Origin of the sequence: Komagataeibacter sp. FNDCF1 (assembly GCF_021295335.1) — a bacterium.
Classification (GTDB): domain Bacteria; phylum Pseudomonadota; class Alphaproteobacteria; order Acetobacterales; family Acetobacteraceae; genus Komagataeibacter.
On record NZ_JAIWOT010000001.1, the window covers coordinates 1,010,877 to 1,027,831 of the forward strand.

16 protein-coding genes and 1 pseudogene are annotated in these 16,955 nt (G+C 60.0%); 8 read left to right on the plus strand and 9 right to left on the minus strand.

Annotation, left to right across the window (positions count from 1 at the left end; translation table 11 throughout):
• Window positions 1-34: 34 nt before the first annotated feature.
• Complete coding sequence (locus LDL32_RS04715; RefSeq protein ID WP_233064828.1) at window positions 35-1,552, minus strand: acetyl-CoA hydrolase/transferase family protein; 1,518 nt, start codon at window positions 1,550-1,552, stop codon at window positions 35-37.
• 611 nt (window positions 1,553-2,163) lie between these two features.
• On the opposite strand from LDL32_RS04715, the pseudogene LDL32_RS04720 reads away from it, so the two are divergent.
• The 5 genes and pseudogenes from LDL32_RS04720 (at window position 2,164) to LDL32_RS04740 (ending at window position 7,282) form a co-directional block, all read left to right on the plus strand.
• Window positions 2,164-2,777 (plus strand): annotated as a pseudogene (locus LDL32_RS04720) (phosphatase).
• Window positions 2,778-2,825: 48 nt separating this feature from the next.
• Entirely contained in the window at window positions 2,826-3,143 is a 318-nt protein-coding gene (locus tag LDL32_RS04725; protein ID WP_233064829.1) for a chorismate mutase, read from the plus strand.
• Between the two features lie 7 nt (window positions 3,144-3,150).
• A complete protein-coding gene (locus tag LDL32_RS04730) occupies window positions 3,151-3,702 on the plus strand; it encodes a histidine phosphatase family protein (RefSeq protein WP_233064831.1) in 552 nt (183 codons plus the stop codon).
• 222 nt (window positions 3,703-3,924) lie between these two features.
• On the plus strand, window positions 3,925-5,223 hold the full coding sequence (gene gltA, locus LDL32_RS04735; protein ID WP_233064834.1) for a citrate synthase: 1,299 nt from the start codon (window positions 3,925-3,927) through the stop codon (window positions 5,221-5,223).
• 118 nt (window positions 5,224-5,341) lie between these two features.
• Window positions 5,342-7,282, plus strand: coding sequence for a DUF2075 domain-containing protein (locus LDL32_RS04740; RefSeq protein ID WP_233064835.1), 1,941 nt, complete (start codon window positions 5,342-5,344; stop codon window positions 7,280-7,282).
• Window positions 7,283-7,367: 85 nt separating this feature from the next.
• On the opposite strand, the gene LDL32_RS04745 is transcribed toward LDL32_RS04740, so the two are convergent.
• Window positions 7,368-7,622 carry a hypothetical protein gene (locus tag LDL32_RS04745; RefSeq protein WP_233064836.1) on the minus strand — a complete coding sequence of 85 codons (255 nt, stop codon included), beginning with the start codon at window positions 7,620-7,622 and terminating at the stop codon, window positions 7,368-7,370.
• Between the two features lie 228 nt (window positions 7,623-7,850).
• On the opposite strand from LDL32_RS04745, the gene LDL32_RS04750 reads away from it, so the two are divergent.
• Window positions 7,851-8,612: an orotate phosphoribosyltransferase gene (locus LDL32_RS04750; RefSeq protein ID WP_233064838.1), complete on the plus strand. Its 762-nt coding sequence runs from the start codon at window positions 7,851-7,853 to the stop codon at window positions 8,610-8,612.
• Window positions 8,613-8,625: 13 nt separating this feature from the next.
• A complete protein-coding gene (locus LDL32_RS04755; protein WP_233064840.1) occupies window positions 8,626-9,462 on the plus strand; it encodes a glutamate racemase in 837 nt (278 codons plus the stop codon).
• Window positions 9,463-9,560: 98 nt separating this feature from the next.
• On the opposite strand, the gene LDL32_RS04760 is transcribed toward LDL32_RS04755, so the two are convergent.
• Window positions 9,561-10,565 carry a polyprenyl synthetase family protein gene (locus LDL32_RS04760; protein WP_233064842.1) on the minus strand — a complete coding sequence of 335 codons (1,005 nt, stop codon included), beginning with the start codon at window positions 10,563-10,565 and terminating at the stop codon, window positions 9,561-9,563.
• A gap of 205 nt (window positions 10,566-10,770) precedes the next feature.
• Here LDL32_RS04760 and LDL32_RS04765 point away from each other — a divergent pair, with 205 nt between their 5' ends.
• Window positions 10,771-11,520: a tRNA1(Val) (adenine(37)-N6)-methyltransferase gene (locus tag LDL32_RS04765; RefSeq protein ID WP_370636749.1), complete on the plus strand. Its 750-nt coding sequence runs from the start codon at window positions 10,771-10,773 to the stop codon at window positions 11,518-11,520.
• 103 nt (window positions 11,521-11,623) lie between these two features.
• On the opposite strand, the gene LDL32_RS04770 is transcribed toward LDL32_RS04765, so the two are convergent.
• The 6 genes from LDL32_RS04770 to pgsA all read right to left on the minus strand — a co-directional run bounded on the left by LDL32_RS04770 (window position 11,624) and on the right by pgsA (window position 16,885).
• Window positions 11,624-12,625, minus strand: coding sequence for a ribonucleotide-diphosphate reductase subunit beta (locus LDL32_RS04770; RefSeq protein ID WP_233064845.1), 1,002 nt, complete (start codon window positions 12,623-12,625; stop codon window positions 11,624-11,626).
• A gap of 108 nt (window positions 12,626-12,733) precedes the next feature.
• Window positions 12,734-14,680, minus strand: coding sequence for a ribonucleoside-diphosphate reductase subunit alpha (locus LDL32_RS04775; protein WP_370636637.1), 1,947 nt, complete (start codon window positions 14,678-14,680; stop codon window positions 12,734-12,736).
• 229 nt (window positions 14,681-14,909) lie between these two features.
• On the minus strand, window positions 14,910-15,374 hold the full coding sequence (locus tag LDL32_RS04780; RefSeq protein WP_233064846.1) for a molybdenum cofactor biosynthesis protein MoaE: 465 nt from the start codon (window positions 15,372-15,374) through the stop codon (window positions 14,910-14,912).
• Window positions 15,375-15,380: 6 nt separating this feature from the next.
• On the minus strand, window positions 15,381-15,635 hold the full coding sequence (gene moaD / locus LDL32_RS04785) for a molybdopterin converting factor subunit 1 (protein ID WP_233068707.1): 255 nt from the start codon (window positions 15,633-15,635) through the stop codon (window positions 15,381-15,383).
• Window positions 15,636-15,687: 52 nt separating this feature from the next.
• Window positions 15,688-16,194 carry a hypothetical protein gene (locus tag LDL32_RS04790; protein WP_233064847.1) on the minus strand — a complete coding sequence of 169 codons (507 nt, stop codon included), beginning with the start codon at window positions 16,192-16,194 and terminating at the stop codon, window positions 15,688-15,690.
• Between the two features lie 91 nt (window positions 16,195-16,285).
• Window positions 16,286-16,885 carry a CDP-diacylglycerol--glycerol-3-phosphate 3-phosphatidyltransferase gene (gene pgsA / locus LDL32_RS04795; RefSeq protein WP_233064848.1) on the minus strand — a complete coding sequence of 200 codons (600 nt, stop codon included), beginning with the start codon at window positions 16,883-16,885 and terminating at the stop codon, window positions 16,286-16,288.
• Window positions 16,886-16,955 lie beyond the last annotated feature (70 nt).

Sequence of the window (16,955 nt, forward strand, 5' to 3'; positions counted from 1 at the left end):
AGCGGATCTGTCCGACCCGCATCCCTCCGGCGCATTACGGCATCATGCTGCCGGTCTCGATGAAGCGCTGGTGCCACGACAGGGCTTCGGTCAGCAGATGCGGGGACTGCTGGCCGAACGAACCCGCACGCGCACGCTTGTAGTAATCCTGCAGCATGGGGCGGTAGTCGGGGTGGGCGCAGTTGGCGATGATCACTTCCGCGCGCTGCTTGGGCGAGAGGCCACGCAGGTCGGCCAGGCCCTGCTCGGTCACCAGTACCTGCGAATCCTGCGTGATGTGATCGACATGGGACGCCATGGGCACGATGGCGGAAATCTTGCCGCCCTTGGCGGTGGACGGCGTCATGAACACGGAAATATAGGCGTTGCGCGCAAAATCGCCCGAACCGCCAATGCCGTTCTGGATTTTCGAACCCATGATCTGGGTCGAGTTCACGTTGCCGTAGATGTCCGATTCGATCAGGCCGTTCATGGCGATACAGCCCAGGCGGCGGATCAGGCCGGGATGGTTGCTGATGTCCTGCGGGCGCAGGATGATCTTCTTCTGGAACTCGCGCATGCGGGCATTGAGCGATTCCGCCGCTTCCGGGCTGAGCGAGAACGCCGTGGCCGAGGCAACCCGCATCTTCCCGGTTTCCAGCATGCCCAGCATGCCGTCCTGAATGACTTCCGTGTAGGCGGTCAGGTCATCGAACGGCCCTTCCTCCAGCCCGCCCATGACGGCATTGGCCACGTTGCCCACACCGGACTGCAGCGGCAGGAGCGAGGGCGGCAGGCGGCCCATCTTCACTTCGTGGCGGAAGAATTCCATCAGGTGGCCGGCAATGCCGCGCGCGGTCTCGTCCGGCGGGGAGAACGGAGCGTTGCGGTCGGGCGCATTGGTCTCGACAATCGCCACGATCTTGGCCGGGTCCACCTTCAGCGATGTGCCACCGATCCGGTCATCGGGGCGCAGCAGCGGGATGGGCTGGCGGTGCGGCGGCAGGGCGGCGCCGTACCAGATGTCGTGCATGCCCTCGAGTGCGGCATCCTGCCAGCTGTTGACCTCGATGATCACCTGCCTGGCGGTGTCGAGCCATGTCTTGGAATTGCCGACGGAGGAGGACGGGACAATGCTGCCATCCTCACGGATCGCGGTGGCCTCGATGATGGCGGTGTCGATCTCACCGAAGAATCCCGCCCACGCCATCGGCGCGACATGGCTGAGATGCATGTCCAGGTATTCCGTCTCGCCCTTGTTGATGCGCGCGCGCAGGCCGGGATCGGAATTGTAGGGCATGCGGAAGGAGATGCCGTTGACCTTTGCCAGCGCGCCATCAAGTTCCGGCCCGGTGGAGGCGCCGGTCAGAAGCCGGATGCGGTAGTCATTGCCCTTGGCGTGCTCGCGCTCCATCAGCGCCGCCAGCGCCTGCGGCACCGCCTTGGGGTAGCCTGCGCCCGTGAAGCCGCTGGTGCCGACCGTGCTGCCCGGGCGGACAAGGGAGGCCGCCTGCTCGGCGGTGGTGATCTTGGCCCGGAGCGCCGCATTCCGGATTCGGGTGTGGTCGATCATGAACTTTCCCTCAAAACTCTTATCGTTATGTCCAGCCGGCGTAGCCTGCGCCGGATATGTCGTATGCCGTAGCCGCGGCTGCCCGGGCGGGGCGCGTCTCCCCTACCATAATCCGGGCCTGCCCGCCCTGCCTGCGCCCCGACGCCGGATGTGGGTATTCCCTTTGCATCCCTTGTCACGACGCCGCGTTCCACTTCAGCATGACGCCAACATCTGTTCTCCCTCCCGTGGGCCACGTCACAACAAAAGAGTGTGACACACGGGACTGACCGGCCTTGACGCTTTCACGTTTGCTCCATCATGCGCCGGCTATGTGCCAGCGGTATTTTTGGTATGTATATTTAGCAACATATCTGCGGCCCCTGTACAATGCCGTTACCCGGATGCAACCGTTTTGTGTCATTAAGGATACATTCTTGCCTCTTCCCCCTAGTGCATGGTGACCAATCTTGTGAATAATAGGAAGCCGAACCCGACCAGGGGCAGCGGCGCACACGGCACGGCCATCCGAAGCAGGAGAGGATTTTCGTTTGAGACGTCGGTTTCCCTCCCACCGGCCTGTCATGGCACGGGATGGCGCGGCCATTCCCCCGGGCGTGAGGGATGACCCGATGCCCGCCATCACGGTACCGGCGCACCCGCTGGCCGGCCTGCTGGCTGGCAGGAAGCTGCGGGTGGTGGGCGACGTACATGGTGACCTGCATGCCTTCCGCCACGCGGCCGCGACGGACCGTTTTGTCATACAGCTGGGCGACCTGATCGATTACGGCCCGGACAGCGCCGTGACCCCCCGCTCATGGAAACGCTGGCCCAGTTCATGGCCGAGGAGAACGCCGACGTGCACCAGCGCGCGCTGGCCGACCTGGCGCGCGCGCCCGCGTGGATCGTGATCGGGCAGTCCATATTCGTGCATGGGGGCTTTCATGCCCGCATGCTGGGCGAACTGCCGCCGCCGGGTCTGGGCACGGTGACCCCGCTGCTTTCGCGCGCACTGTTTGGCGAGACCACGGGCCGGATGCAGAAGGACGGCTACCCCGAGCGCCGGCTGAACTGGGTAGACCACATCCCGGCAGGCTATACGGTTTATTGCGGGCATGACCGCCGCTCGACCGACGGGCGGCCATGGGTCCGCCAGGGGCGCATGGGCGGACGGGCCATATTTACCGATACGGGTGCTGGCAAGGGCGGGCATCTGGCATGGATCGACCTGCCACCGCTCCTGTAGGCAGCCCCCTGCATGATACCCTGATTTCACAAAGGAAAATCGACCCCGATGAACAGCATCCAGGCCCAGCATGAAGCAGCCCAGCAGAAGCTGGAGGAACTGCGCCGCAGCATCGATAACATCGATGCCGCCCTGATCTACATGCTGGCCGAACGCTTCCGCCACACGCAGGCGGTGGGCAAACTCAAGGCCACCAATGACATGCCGCCCGCCGACCCCGCGCGTGAGGCGCGCCAGGTCGCCCGCCTGCGCCAGCTTGCCACCGCCGCCCAGCTTGATCCTGACTTCGCGGAAAAATTCCTTGCCTTCATCATCCGTGAGGTAATCCGCCACCACGAAGCCATTGCCGCCAGCGAAGGGCGGTAAGCCGCCCATGACCGACACAGCCGTACGCCCCGCATCACCTGCGGGCCAGCTGGTGCTGATACGCCACGCGCAGGCGGCTCCCGCCCCCTTTGGAGAGATGGGCCAGCATGCCGACATGCGCCGTCCCCTTACCGCCCGGGGCCATGACATGGCGGCCCGCTGCGGGGCGTGGCTGCGCGAATGTCTCTTCGCGCCGGACCTGGTACTGGTCAGCCCTGCCCTGCGCACGCTGCAGACGCTGGAGGGCATCGGATCATTTTATGGCGATCGGCAGCCCGCTATCCGACATGTGAACGCCCTGTATGACGCCACCACCGACACCATCCGGGACATGTTGTATGAGGTTCCGGATAAATGCAGCAATATCATTATATTAGGTCACAATCCTGGCCTTTCTGCACTGGTCTGCCACTGGGCGGCAGGCCGGTGCCCGGCCGCACTGGAACCGGCGCTGCACCAGGGCTTTCCACCGGCCGCAATGGCCTGTTTCACCACCGGGAAGCCATGGAACACGGCCACGGACAGCGAAATCCGTCTTCAGGACCTGTATTGCCAATAATGTCATTGCCCGTGACCGTGCAGGTGGATTGCCACGGCAGGGGTTTCGTTCCTATCGTCTGTGCCGAGGCCTGATGCCAGCCGCCCCGTGCGGCCATCGGGTAAATAAATTTGGGCACACTTACAAACTGCCGCACGAACGGCAGATTGCCCGGAGGTTGGAGACACGTGTCGCCCCGTGCCCATGCGCACGCCGCGGTGACACCCAAGAGGAGTGTTGTAGATGAGCGAGTCCGGAAAAACCGCCACAATGTCGCTGGATGGCAAGAATATCAGCCTGCCCATGCTGTCAGGCACGCTTGGCCCGGATGTCATCGACATCCGCAAGCTGCCCGCGCAGGCAGGGGTATTCACCTATGATCCCGGTTATGGCGAAACGGCTTCATGCTCCAGCAAGATCACCTTCATCGACGGTGAAAAGGGTATCCTGCTGCATCGCGGCTATCCCATCGCGCAGCTGGCCGAGCAGGCGACCTTCATGGAAGTGGCCTACCTGCTGCTCAATGGTGAACTGCCCAAGAAAACCGAATACGACGCGTTCGTAAGTTCCATCAAGCATCACACGCTGCTGCATGAGCAGATCCGCAATTTCTTCAACGGTTTCCGCCGTGATGCCCACCCCATGGCCATCCTGTGCGGCACGGTGGGGGCGCTGTCCTCCTTCTACCATGAAGGTCTGGATGTCTCGAACGCTGCCACCCGCTACCAGTCGGCGCTGCGCATCATCGCCAAGATCCCGACCATTGCGGCATGGGCCTACAAATATACGCAGGGCGAGACCTTCGTTTACCCGCGCAATGACCTGTCATATGCGGAAAACTTCCTGTCGATGATGTTCGCCGTGCCCAGCGAGCCGTACAAGGTCAACCCGGTGCTGGCACGCGCCATGGACCGCATCCTGATCCTGCATGCCGACCATGAACAGAATGCCTCCACCTCCACCGTGCGTCTGGCAGGCTCCACCGGTGCCAATCCGTTTGCCTGTATTTCGGCAGGCATCGCGGCCCTGTGGGGACCCGCCCATGGTGGTGCCAACGAGGCGGTGCTGAAGATGCTGGCCGAGATCGGGCACAAGGACAACATCCCCGAATTCATCGCCAAGGTGAAGGACAAGAACAGCGGCGTGCGCCTGATGGGCTTTGGCCACCGGGTGTACAAGAACTTCGATCCGCGCGCGAAGATCATGCAGGCCACCTGTCATGAAGTTCTGGGCGAACTGGGGATCAAGGACGACCCGCTGCTCGACCTTGCGATCGAACTGGAAAAAATCGCCATCCACGACGAATATTTCGTCAAGCGCAGCCTGTATCCGAATGTCGATTTCTATTCGGGCATCATTCTCAAGGCCATGGGCATTCCCACCAGCATGTTTACCGTGCTGTTCGCCGTGGCCCGCACCACGGGCTGGATCAGCCAGTGGAAGGAAATGATCGAGGAGCCGGGCCAGCGCATCGGCCGCCCCCGCCAACTCTATACCGGCGCGCCGGAACGCGATTTCACGCCGTTTGACAAGCGTGGCTGAATAAAAAATTTATGCCAGGCAGGTATCCTTCCTGCCTGGCATAACAGTCTGGTTTTCAGAAAATCGAATCACTTAGATTGATATTGTCATAACACATCGACTAAGTCACCATACGGGCATGGACCGTGCATATTTATCGATCGAATCATCTGAAGTTGAATTTACGAATAATAGCTATTTATTCGGATTATTAGCTCAGAAGCTTCCCTTTGCCATTGAGCCAACCCAAAGAGCCGCTTGGGATTACCAAATCAGGCATTTACGAGAACTAGCAGAACAACTGCCTGGTGCTCATTTTTTTATGGAATTTCTTATTCCGCGGATGGGACGACGGGTTGATCTTGTTATCCTGTTTAAAGGGATAATTTATGTGATCGAATACAAAGTTGGCGCTTCCCAATTCGATCAATCTAGTTTGGACCAAGTGTACGGTTACGGTCTAGACTTAAAACATTTCCACGAAACTAGCCATAATCAACGAATTGTGCCAATTCTTGTTGCAACACAAGCAAAGGAGTCGCATGAACCACACGTGCATTGGGATGCTGATGGTCTTTCCAAGCCTTTAAAAGTTACACCAAGCCTATTACCTGTGGTAATAAAACACATAGCACACTGTATAAATACATCGCCTTTGCCTGCGGAAAAATGGGTTAAAGGCCGTTACAAACCTACTCCAACCATCGTTGAAGCAGCTCAAGCGCTTTATCAAGGCCACGATGTTGACGAAATCTCACGTTCTGAGTCCGGGGCTGAGAATTTAACGCACACTGCAGATTACGTGGCTGAAGCCATTGAAAATGCCAAACGCACACACCGTAAAATGATATGCTTTATTACTGGTGTCCCCGGCTCAGGCAAAACTCTTGCTGGTCTTAATATAGCCACATCTCGACAACGCATGCATAGCGATGAGCATGCTGTTTTCCTATCCGGAAACGGTCCTCTTGTTGAGGTCCTGCGTGAAGCGCTAGCCCTTGATGCTGTTGCTCAAGCACATTTTAAAGGCCAACCATCAAGCAAGGTGGAAGAAAGGCGTCGCGCAAGCGCTTTCATTCAAAATATTCATCATTTTCGTGACGAGGCCCTTACGACAGATCAGCCCCCTATCGAAAAAGTTGTCATTTTTGATGAAGCTCAACGTGCATGGAACATTGAGCAAACATCTAAATTTATGCAGCAAAAGAAAGGACAACATGGTTTTTCTATGTCAGAGCCTAGATTTTTGCTGAGTGTAATGGACCGTCATACTGATTGGTGCGCTATTATCTGCCTTGTCGGAAATGGCCAAGAAATTAATACTGGTGAAGCTGGTATTGAAGAGTGGCTTCGTACTCTGCAATGCTATTTTGCACATTGGCAGGTTCATCTACCCGGAACTTTAGTGCATTCTTGCTCAGTCTCAAACGAAATATTGACCCCCTGTTTGCATCTAGCCACCTCTATCCGTTCATTTCGAGCAGAAAGACTTTCTGATTTCGTCGGATATATGTTAAAAGGCGACAAAGAGAATGCTAAAAAAACTAAAGAAACACTGAATCATTATCCATTATTTATTACACGTGACTTAGCAAAAGCAAGGCACTGGCTAAGAAACAAACGGCGAGGCAACGAACGTGCCGGGCTTTTAGCTTCATCAAATGCAAGCCGTCTCAAACCCTACGGTATTTTTGTTAAATCCCAAATCGAACCGACAAAATGGTTTCTTGCACGCCCTGATGATGTGCGATCATCAGATGCCCTAGAAGATGCTGCTACGGAATTTGACGTACAAGGACTAGAACTAGATTGGGCCTGTCTATGCTGGGATGCCAATTTACGTCATGACGTACAATGGAAAGCGTGGCGCTTTGCTGGGACACGCTGGGGTCAAATCCATGATCCGATGCGCCAAGCATACCTTATCAATGCTTACCGCGTATTATTAACACGGGCACGACAAGGTCTTGTAATATTCGTTCCTCATGGCGATGCGCATGATCTCACGCGCTTACCAATCATGTACGACAAAATTTACGATTTTTTAGTGACTTGTGGATTTCAGATATTAGAAATCTAAATGTTTCTTTAATCACATATAACATCAAAGAGACGAACTGCTCATGCAGTACGCCTCATCTTTGTGTCAGAGAATTTCCGAATGATCATTCACACTCGCAGCCATTTGTCGGGCCGGAACGCTTCTGAATGACGTGATGGTCGATCCATTCCGACACCAGACGCCGTGCCTCGTTAAGCGAGGATTCGGGATGGTGGATCCGGTACAGCGTGGTACAGGCATGAAACGCCGATACATCGCTGGTCCCGACGCCACGCAGTTCCTGGTAGGCGGTGATGACGGCACGCTCACACTTGCGGGAGATGCGACTGTTTTCAACGGACACGATGCGATGATCCATTAATGAGAATGATTATCAGTATTGGCATATTAGAGCGAATACCCCTCGGGGGCAAGGGAAGCATGGCCCCCTACCCTGCCGTTCAGGTCACGTTATGTTTCCAACAGCAGCTTTTTTTCGGCAATTCTGGCACAGGCCCGCGCTGACCGATGGATTTTCCCATCTGTTGCGGTTAATCGTCTGTACAGTCATTCACGACAGCACATATCATTGGGCCGGAGATAGGGTATGCACGACGCCACGGGGAACGGGGCTGGACTTTCAACAGGGTCAACGGCGTGGGACCGTGATGCCGCGCTGATGACGGCGCGCCTGCTGCTGGAAATAAAGGCTGTCAATTTCCGCCCCGATGATCCCTATACCCTGACATCAGGCTGGAAATCCCCGGTTTATATCGACTGCCGCCGCATCATCTTCTTCCCGCGCGCGCGGCAGAAGATCATGGAACTGGCGGTGGAAAAGATCGGCCGCCATGTCGGTTACGAAAGCATCGACGCGGTTGTGGGGGGCGAGACGGCGGGCATTCCCTTCGCCGCCTGGATTGCCGACCGCATGATGGCGCCCATGGCCTATGTGCGCAAGAAGCCCAAGGGTTTCGGCCGCAACGCACAGATCGAAGGTGATGTGCCCGAAGGCATGCGCACCCTGCTGGTGGAAGACCTGACCACGGATGGGTCATCCAAGGTACAGTTCGCCAATGCCCTGCGCAATGCCGGTGCGATCGTAGATCACACATTCGTTGTGTTTTTCTATGGCGTATTCCCCGGTGCCTACCGCACGCTGGCCGACATGAACATAAGCCTGCATGCGCTCTGCACATGGTGGGACGTGCTGGAGGCCTGTGCCGGCAAGCCCTACTTTGCAGAAAAAGATGCTGCCGAGGTCCGACGTTTCCTTGAAGACCCCTGCGCATGGTCGGCAAGGCATGGCGGCGTGGGCAGTGCGGAGGAAGCGCTTGCCCTCAAGGCAAAGCGTGATGCCGGAGCCTGATCCGGGCTGACTGATGGCGCGGATCCTTGCATTCGATTCCGGTATTGGCGGGCTGGGGATTGTAGCCCAGCTCCGCACGCTGCTACCGGGCGTCCCGATCGATTACCTGGCCGATACTGCCGTTTTTCCCTATGGCGAACAGCCCGATATCCTGCTCAGGCAGCGGATTGTCACCCTGTTGGGCCAGGCCATTGCCCGCCTGCGCCCCAGCGTGGTGGTGGTTGCCTGCAATACCGCCAGCACCCTGGCGCTGGATAGCCTGCGCGCGACTTACGCCGTGCCTTTTATCGGCTGCGTGCCGCCCATAAAATGGGCGGCGGACCGCACCCGTACCGGCACCATCGGGCTGCTGGCCACCCGCGCCACGGTACGCAGGCCCTATCTGCTGGACCTGCATGCCCGCTTTGCCCCCCACTGCACCCTGCTGGCCCACGGCGCGCGTGGTCTGGCCGATATGGCGGAACAGGCCTTTCGCGGCCTGCCGCCGGACCACGCAAAACTCAGGGCCGAACTTCACGGGCTGTTCGGGCAGGAAGGGGGAGAAAATATTGACGTGGTCGGCATTGGTTGCACGCACTACACCTTCCTGCTCGACGCCATGCGTGAAGTCGGCCCGACGGGCGTAACATGGCTGGACCCGGCTCCTGCCGTGGCGCGCCAGACCGCACGTGTGCTGGCGGAATGTGCAGCCCCCGGCGCAACGGTGGCCCCCGTGGAGGGGGAGCAGGTCAGCTTCACGGCCATGCCGGCTGACCTCCCTGCCCTGCTGCCCGGCCTTGCAAGGCTGGGTTACGGACCGGATGCGCCATCCCTGTTTCAGGAAGATGAGGCCCTGCCGCATATCCCATGAAACCCGGCAGGCCTGCTCATGCCGGGCAGGCAGGCGGGATGGTGCCGCCCGCCACGGTTGATGCATGCAAAAAACGTAAAATCCCGTACGCCTGCACCCTAGCGCAGGCGGTTGACGGTATAGCTGGCCGTGTCCTGCAATAGCTGACGCAGGCGGCTGGGGGGGAAGATGGACAGCGCTTCACACGCGGCCTGCGCATATTCGGTGGCACGGTCGAGCGTGATGCGGATGGCACCGGTCCGGGCAATCAGTTGCAGGGCGTGATCCAGGTCCTCGGGCTGCTGTTCGCTCTGTTCGATCACGCGCTGCCAGAATGCGCGGTCCTCCTCCGACCCGGCGGCATAGGCTGCAAGCACCGGCAGGGTGATCTTGCCTTCACGGAAATCATCACCCACCGTCTTGCCCAGATGGGCCTGGTCGGCAGCGTAATCCAGCGCGTCATCCACCAGTTGGAAGGCCATGCCAAGGTTGGTGCCATAGGATTCGAGGGCGCGTTCCACCATCTCGTCCCGTCCGGCCACCACCGCACCTACACGGCAGGCTGCCGCAAAAAGCGCCGCAGTTTTGCCATGAATCACTTCCAGATACTGGTCAATGCGCGTGGAAAGGTCATTCTGCGTGGACATCTGCAGCACTTCCCCTTCCGCAATGGTGGCGGAAGCGGATGAGAGGATATTCATGACCTTGAGCGAGCCATCATCCGTCATGAGCTGGAACGAGCGGGCGAACAGGAAGTCCCCCACCAGTACCGATGCCTTGTTGCCGAACACCGCATTCGCGCTGGCCATGCCGCGGCGCAGGGAACTTTCATCCACCACGTCATCATGCAGCAGGGTTGCGGTGTGAATGAACTCCACACAGGCTGCCAGACCTACATGGCGCTGGTGCGTGGCATCGGGTTCGTAGCCGCACAGCCGGGCTGAGGCCAGTGTCAGCAGCGGGCGCAGCCGCTTGCCACCGGCAGCCACCAGATGGGCCGCAAGCTGGGGAATGAGCGCAACCGGGCTGTCCATCCGCTCGACAATGGCGCGATTGCACGCCGCCATGTCATCCGCAAGATATTCCGCCAGATCGCGCAGGGCGACTTCTGATCCATCTGCCATCGGGCGGCGAGCCCCTTCGTCTTTCTGACTTGCCGTTTCGTCGGATTCCGGCAGACTAACTGCTAGGGCCAAAAGGTTACTCTCCCGGTTCCGAATGTATGAACATAGATACGAGTATATGGGCGGCGCTGGAATAACGGTCAAGCCGGAGCACGCAGGCATGGGGTACGGGACGGCAGGCATCCTGCCCCCTCCACCATCCGGCATGGACCCGGTCACAACCGGCACTTTGCTGGGCGGAAAGGTAATCTATCGCCAGTTTCCGACCGGAAACCGGACCGGACTGGAGCCGGTTCTGATGGCTGCTTTTGTGCCTGCGCGCCCCGGACAGGTGGTTGCCGAAGGCGGATGCGGCGCGGGCGCGGGGCTTCTCTGCCTTGCGAATCGGGTGCCGGGACTGACCGGAATCGGACTGGAACATGACAGTGCCACCGCCAGCCTTGCCGCCCATAATTTCCAGCTTAATGGACGTGACGGGCTGCGGGTGCGCCAGACCACCCTGCCTGCCCTGCCCGATGACCCGCTGCTGTCCGGCCCCGGCCTGCGGCGCATCGACCATGCCTTTGCCAACCCGCCATGGCATGGGCACGATTCCTCGGCGTCGCCCCATACACAGCGTGACCTTGCCCGGCGCCCGCCCACGGGGCAGCTGCCGGGCTGGGTGCGCGTGATGGCGGCCCAACTGCGCCATCATGGTACGCTGACCCTTGCCCTGCCCGCCAGCCTGCTGGGCGCGGGCGTGAGCGCAATGGAAACGGCACGCCTGGGCGGCATACGGATTTTTCCGTTCTGGCCACGCCCTGGTCACGCAGCACGCATCGTACTGGTGCAGGGGCGTGCCAATTCACGCGCGGGCAGCCAGATGCTGCCCGGACTGGTGCTGCATGAAGCAGGTGGCGGCTTTACCCCCGCCGCGCGCGCGGTACTGGAGGGTGGCGCACCGCTGGCGGGCTGAAAAAGTTTTTTGGCGAAGCTTTTTTCAAAATGCTTCAGGGAACGCCGCCTTTTTGAAAAAAAGGCGGCACCCAAAAAACTTTTATTCTTTGGGACGCGCCGGTTCAGTCGCCGAAGGCTTCATCCCACGTGCCCGTGGTGGAAGCGCGGCTGTATTCGGTTGCCCGGTTTTCAAAGAAATTGGCGTGTTCGACCGCGTTGACCATCTCGTCCACCCACGGCAGCGGGTTGGTGGCGATGTCATAGATTCCATCCAGCCCCAGCTGGCCTAGGCGGCGGTTGGCCACGAAGCGGATGTAGCGCTTGACCTGTCCGGCATCCAGGCCTTCCACCGCCCCCATCTCGAAGGACAGGTCGATGAACGCATCCTCGTGATCGACGATGTCACGACAGATCTGGCGGATGTCATCACGCAGGGTATCGGTCCAGATTTCCGGGTTTTCCTGCACGAACACCCGGAACAGCCGGGCCATCGAATCACAGTGCAGCGATTCGTCACGCACCGACCACGACACGATCTGCCCCATGCCCTTGAGCTTGTTGTGGCGGGGGAAGTTCAGCAGGATGGCAAACGAGGCAAAAAGCTGCAGCCCTTCGGTAAATGCGCCAAAGGCTGCCAGCGTGCGGGCGATCTGGTAGTTATCACTGACCGAGAACTGCTGCATGTAGTCATATTTATCCTTCATTTCCTTATATTTAAGGAAAGCGGAATACTCGGTCTCGGGCATGCCGATGGTATCGAGCAGATGACTGTAGGCAGCGATGTGGATGGTCTCGATGTTGGAAAACGCCGAGAGCATCATCAGCACTTCAGTCGGTTTGAACACCTGGCTGTAGTGCTTCATGTAGCAGTTGTTCACCTCCACATCCGACTGCGTGAAGAAGCGGAAGATCTGGGTCACCAGATGCCGCTCGCTCTCGCTCAGGGTGCGGTGCCAGTCCTTCACGTCATCGGCCAGCGGCACTTCCTCGGGCAGCCAGTGGACGCGCTGCTGGGTCAGCCATGCATCATAGGCCCACGGATAGCGGAACGGCTTGTAGACGGGGTTGGCCGTCAGCAGGCTCTGTTCCACGGGGGCATCTGCGACGGGGGCTGTATCGGTCATGGCCGTGCTGTCCTGTACATGGGTTAAGCTGCCGGGCGCAGGCCCGGCAGCGGAGCATAATCGGTACCTCCCGCATAAAGCCGGAGGGATATGTTGCTGGCCGGCCGGTTACTGGCAGGCCAGGCATTCCTCATAATCCGTGGTGGTGGCAGGCCCCGCCCCTTCAGCCGGACTGCTCCCCTCTTTGTGCGTCATGTCGCGCTTTTCCTGCCCGTCACTGACCGCATCGGCACGCTGGATGGACAGCGAGCGGCAGTAATACAGTGACTTCACGCCCCGCTTCCACGCCATGTAATGGATCTGGTGCAGGTCACGCTTGTGCACGTTAGCGGGCAGGAAGATGTTGATCGACTGTGCCTGGCAGATGAAGGGCGCGCGATCGGCCGCATGTTCGATCACCCAGCGCTGGTCCAGTTCGAATGCGGTCTTGAACACGTCCTTTTCCTGCTGGGTCAGGAAATCCAGATGCTGGACGCTGCCCTTGTTCAGCGTGATGGAGGACCAGACCTCGCCCGTGTTCTGGCCGCGTTCGGTCAGCAGGCGGTCAAGATGGCGGTTACGCACGGTGAACGAGCCGGACAGTGTCTTCTGCAGGAACACATTGGCGGCAATCGGCTCGATGCCGGGGCTGGCATTGCCCGCGATGATCGAGATCGACGCCGTGGGCGCGATCGCCATCTTGTTGGAGAATCGCTCCATCACGCCATAATCCGCGGCATCCGGGCATGGCCCGCGCTCTTCGGCCAGCTTGCGGGATGCCGCGTCGGCCTGCGTGCGGATGTGCCTGAAAATCTTGCGGTTCCAGCTTTTGGCCACAACACTTTCAAACGGAACATTGTTGGCCTGCAGGAAGGAGTGGAACCCCATCACCCCCAGGCCGACCGAACGCTCGCGCATGGCGGCGTAGCGGGCGCGCTCCATGTCGTCCGGCGCGCGGTCGATGAAGTCCTGCAGCACATTGTCGAGGAACAGCATCACGTCCTCGATGAACTGCGGGTTATCCTTCCACTCGTCCCACGTCTCCAGGTTGAGGGAGGACAGGCAGCACACCGCCGTGCGCTCGCGGCCATGCTGGTCCATGCCGGTGGGCAGCGTGATTTCCGCACACAGGTTGGAGGTCTTGACTTCCAGCCCCGCCAGCTTGTGGTGCTCGGGACGGGCATTGTTCACATGGTCGGAGAAGATGATGTACGGCTCCCCCTGCTCCATGCGCGCGGTCAGGATGCGGATCCACAGCGCGCGCGCCGAGATCTTGCGGATGACCGTGTTGTCCTTGGGGGAAAGCAGCGCCCATTCGTCATCATCCGCCACCGCGCGCATGAAGGCGTCGGGCACCAGCACGCCATGATGCAGGTTGAGCGCCTTGCGGTTGGGGTCACCACCCGTGGGGCGGCGCAGTTCGATGAATTCCTCGATCTCGGGATGCCAGACCGGCAGGTACACCGCAGCCGACCCGCGGCGCAGCGAGCCCTGGCTGATGGCCAGCGTCAGGCTGTCCATCACGCGGATGAACGGAATGACGCCGGACGTCTTGCCGTTACGGCCCACATTCTCGCCAATCGAGCGCAGGTTGCCCCAGTACGAGCCGATGCCACCGCCCTTGGACGCCAGCCAGACATTCTCGTTCCACAGGTCCACGATGCCGCGCAGGCTGTCATTCGCCTCGTTCAGGAAGCATGAGATGGGCAGGCCGCGCGTCGTGCCGCCATTGGACAGGACGGGCGTTGCGGGCATGAACCAGTGGCGCGAGATATAGTCATACAGGCGCTGCGCATGGGCGGGATTCGCCCCGTAGTAGGACGCCACGCGACCGAACAGGTCCTGGTAGCTTTCACCGGGCAGCAGATAGCGGTTATCCAGCGTGGCCTTGCCAAACGCCGTCAGCAGCGCATCACGGGCATGGTCCACCCGCACGGGGTGATGGCCGGGCAGCTGGACCACATTGTCCAGCATGTCAGACATTTCAGGCATCGTGGCACTGTCCTTTCCCTGAACGATTCCATCCCCGCTGGCTGAACCATCGACCATGCCGCCGGATACATCGTCCAGGACCATTCATTTTCTCCGATAAATCGCCCGCAGCCACGCGCAGGACCGGTCGGATCCTGTGTGCGGGCCTAGGCGTCGATTTCAATATGACCCCATATATGGATCAAACGACGGTCGATTGCACTACATAATGTATGGGGACAAAATGTGGAGCGATGTTCCGAATCAGCGGACAAGCTGGGGTCAAGGCTTTGCAGGGCGACTTTTATTTTTTTAAATTTTGCCCCTGTCACTTTTATGCCCCCAGCGTGCCCCAGCGCGTGGTGGCCGCATCATCACAGGCACGCGGCTCGACCCAGGCCGTGCTTCCATCGGCAAATTCCTCGCGTTTCCAGAATGGTGCGTGGGTCTTGAGCCAGTCCATCATGAACGCCGTCGCCTCCAGCGCCGCCGCGCGGTGGGCTGCGGCGCACAGTACCAGCACGATCGGCATGCCCACCTCCAGCCGGCCCACGCGGTGGATGACGGTGCAGCCCGCAAGCCCGAATCGCGCGCAGGCGGATTCGGCAATCTGGCGCATCATGGTCTCGGTCATGCCGGGATAGTGCTCCAGTTCCAGCGCCACCAGGCCATTCCCACCACGGACAAAACCGGTAAACGCGCCAACGCCCCCCACGGCTTCCCCGTCCGCCAGCAGCTGCGCGGTCTCATGGGTGGAATCGAACGCTTCCGCCTGCACGCGGATCGTAACGCGGGGCATGTGGCGTCAGCCTCCCGTAACGGGGGGGAAGAAGGCGATCTCATCATTGGCGGCAATGGAGGCCGCGTTTGTGGCGAAACTCTGGTTCACGGCAACACGGATCAGTTCGGGCCTTGCAAAGATTTCCGCATACGCGCCGCCACGGGCGCGCAGCTGATGGATCAGGCCATCCACTGACTCCACACCCGGCGGCAGGGTGATCGTCTCACCGGGGCGGCCAAGCCGGTCCCGCAGCCATGCAAAATAGAGAATGCGCAGCATTCCGGTCTCATCTCCTGCCATACAGGCCATGACGGGTGGCTCCGGGCCATCCTCAGGGGGTCTGCTGTTCCTGAACCGTGCCGTCAGCCCCGACCACGGTGCTGGTGCCATCCCCGTTCGGGACGATGATGGCTGAATCCGACACGCCCTTATGCGTCGCCTCGGCACCCGAAGACAATGTGGAAATGGAAGCCCGCCCCCCCTGTGCGCCATCGGGTGGCGTATCGTTGCCGATCTGCATCTCGCCGCCTGCGGGCAGGTCCACCTCGCGCTCGACCAGTCGCGAGCGGTCGGCGGCACTGGTGGGACCATCCGGCCCGGCGCCGATTGCGGCCAGCGCCGCCTGACCAGAGGGCACGACAGGCCAGATATTATGTTCCTCCGGCAGGATCGGCAGCATCTGCGGGGCCTGCCCAGCCACGCGGCGCATGTTTTCCACGTCCGCGCGGGGGGTATTGGGCAGGCTTCCGGGCAGTTCCGTATTATCGGACAGGATCTTTCCAAACCCGCCGCATCCGGCCAGACATAGCAGCAATGATAGCAGCATTGCGTTGCGCACCGTGTTCTCCCTTTCTGGCCTGTCCGGCACAAGGCAGGCCGGTCGGCCTACAGGAGAGAGCAACCACGGGGCGCGTTAATTTTTCATGTAATCAGGGCGATAATTTTGTCGCGCCGGAGTGATTGCCACTGACATGCCGCAGCCCGGTGGACAGGTAATCCCACCCGGTAATCAGGGTCAGGATGGCGGCAATCCACATCATGATGGCACCCAGCGCATCAACCGGCAGCCAGCCGATATGCAGCAGATGCGCCGTGCTGTCGCCCGCCAGCAGGAAGCCGATGGCGGTCATCTGGAATCCGGTTTTCCATTTGGCGAGTCTGGTCACCGGCAGCCCCACCCGGGTCGCGGCCAGGTACTCGCGCAGGCCGCTGACCAGGATCTCACGCGACAGGATGATGATCGCCGGATACAGGCAGCCATACGGCAGCCGCCCCAGCCCCGCCATGACCATGAGCGACGCGCCCACCAGCAGCTTGTCCGCAATCGGGTCGAGCATGCGGCCCAGATCGGAATTCTGGTTCCACGCACGCGCCAGCTTGCCATCCAGATAGTCGGTAATCCCGGCCAGGATGAACAGGACGCAGGCGGCGCAGTCAGTCTGGGCGGTGTGAAGGACAACCAGGCCGACGACAAGGGGAACCACGACAATGCGGGACAGGGTCAGGAGATTGGGCAGGTCGGTAAGCATGCTGGTACTGCTATAGCCAAGGATGGAGAAAAGCCGAAATACTGATAACGCCTGTCAGGCACGTTCTGCG

Coding starts and splice junctions, on each gene's coding strand:
- LDL32_RS04745 (WP_233064836.1), bottom strand. CDS start 7,622: ATGGATCATCGCATCGTGTCCGTTGAAAACAGTCGCATCTCCCGCAAG.
- LDL32_RS04775 (WP_370636637.1), bottom strand. CDS start 14,680: ATGGTCCTGGACGATGTATCCGGCGGCATGGTCGATGGTTCAGCCAGC.
- LDL32_RS04740 (WP_233064835.1), top strand. CDS start 5,342: ATGGACCGTGCATATTTATCGATCGAATCATCTGAAGTTGAATTTACG.
- moaD (WP_233068707.1), bottom strand. CDS start 15,635: ATGCTGCGCATTCTCTATTTTGCATGGCTGCGGGACCGGCTTGGCCGC.
- gltA (WP_233064834.1), top strand. CDS start 3,925: ATGAGCGAGTCCGGAAAAACCGCCACAATGTCGCTGGATGGCAAGAAT.
- LDL32_RS04725 (WP_233064829.1), top strand. CDS start 2,826: ATGAACAGCATCCAGGCCCAGCATGAAGCAGCCCAGCAGAAGCTGGAG.
- LDL32_RS04770 (WP_233064845.1), bottom strand. CDS start 12,625: ATGACCGATACAGCCCCCGTCGCAGATGCCCCCGTGGAACAGAGCCTG.
- LDL32_RS04765 (WP_370636749.1), top strand. CDS start 10,771: ATGGACCCGGTCACAACCGGCACTTTGCTGGGCGGAAAGGTAATCTAT.
- LDL32_RS04780 (WP_233064846.1), bottom strand. CDS start 15,374: ATGCCCCGCGTTACGATCCGCGTGCAGGCGGAAGCGTTCGATTCCACC.
- LDL32_RS04750 (WP_233064838.1), top strand. CDS start 7,851: ATGCACGACGCCACGGGGAACGGGGCTGGACTTTCAACAGGGTCAACG.
- LDL32_RS04715 (WP_233064828.1), bottom strand. CDS start 1,552: ATGATCGACCACACCCGAATCCGGAATGCGGCGCTCCGGGCCAAGATC.
- pgsA (WP_233064848.1), bottom strand. CDS start 16,885: ATGCTTACCGACCTGCCCAATCTCCTGACCCTGTCCCGCATTGTCGTG.
- LDL32_RS04730 (WP_233064831.1), top strand. CDS start 3,151: ATGACCGACACAGCCGTACGCCCCGCATCACCTGCGGGCCAGCTGGTG.
- LDL32_RS04760 (WP_233064842.1), bottom strand. CDS start 10,565: ATGGCAGATGGATCAGAAGTCGCCCTGCGCGATCTGGCGGAATATCTT.
- LDL32_RS04755 (WP_233064840.1), top strand. CDS start 8,626: ATGGCGCGGATCCTTGCATTCGATTCCGGTATTGGCGGGCTGGGGATT.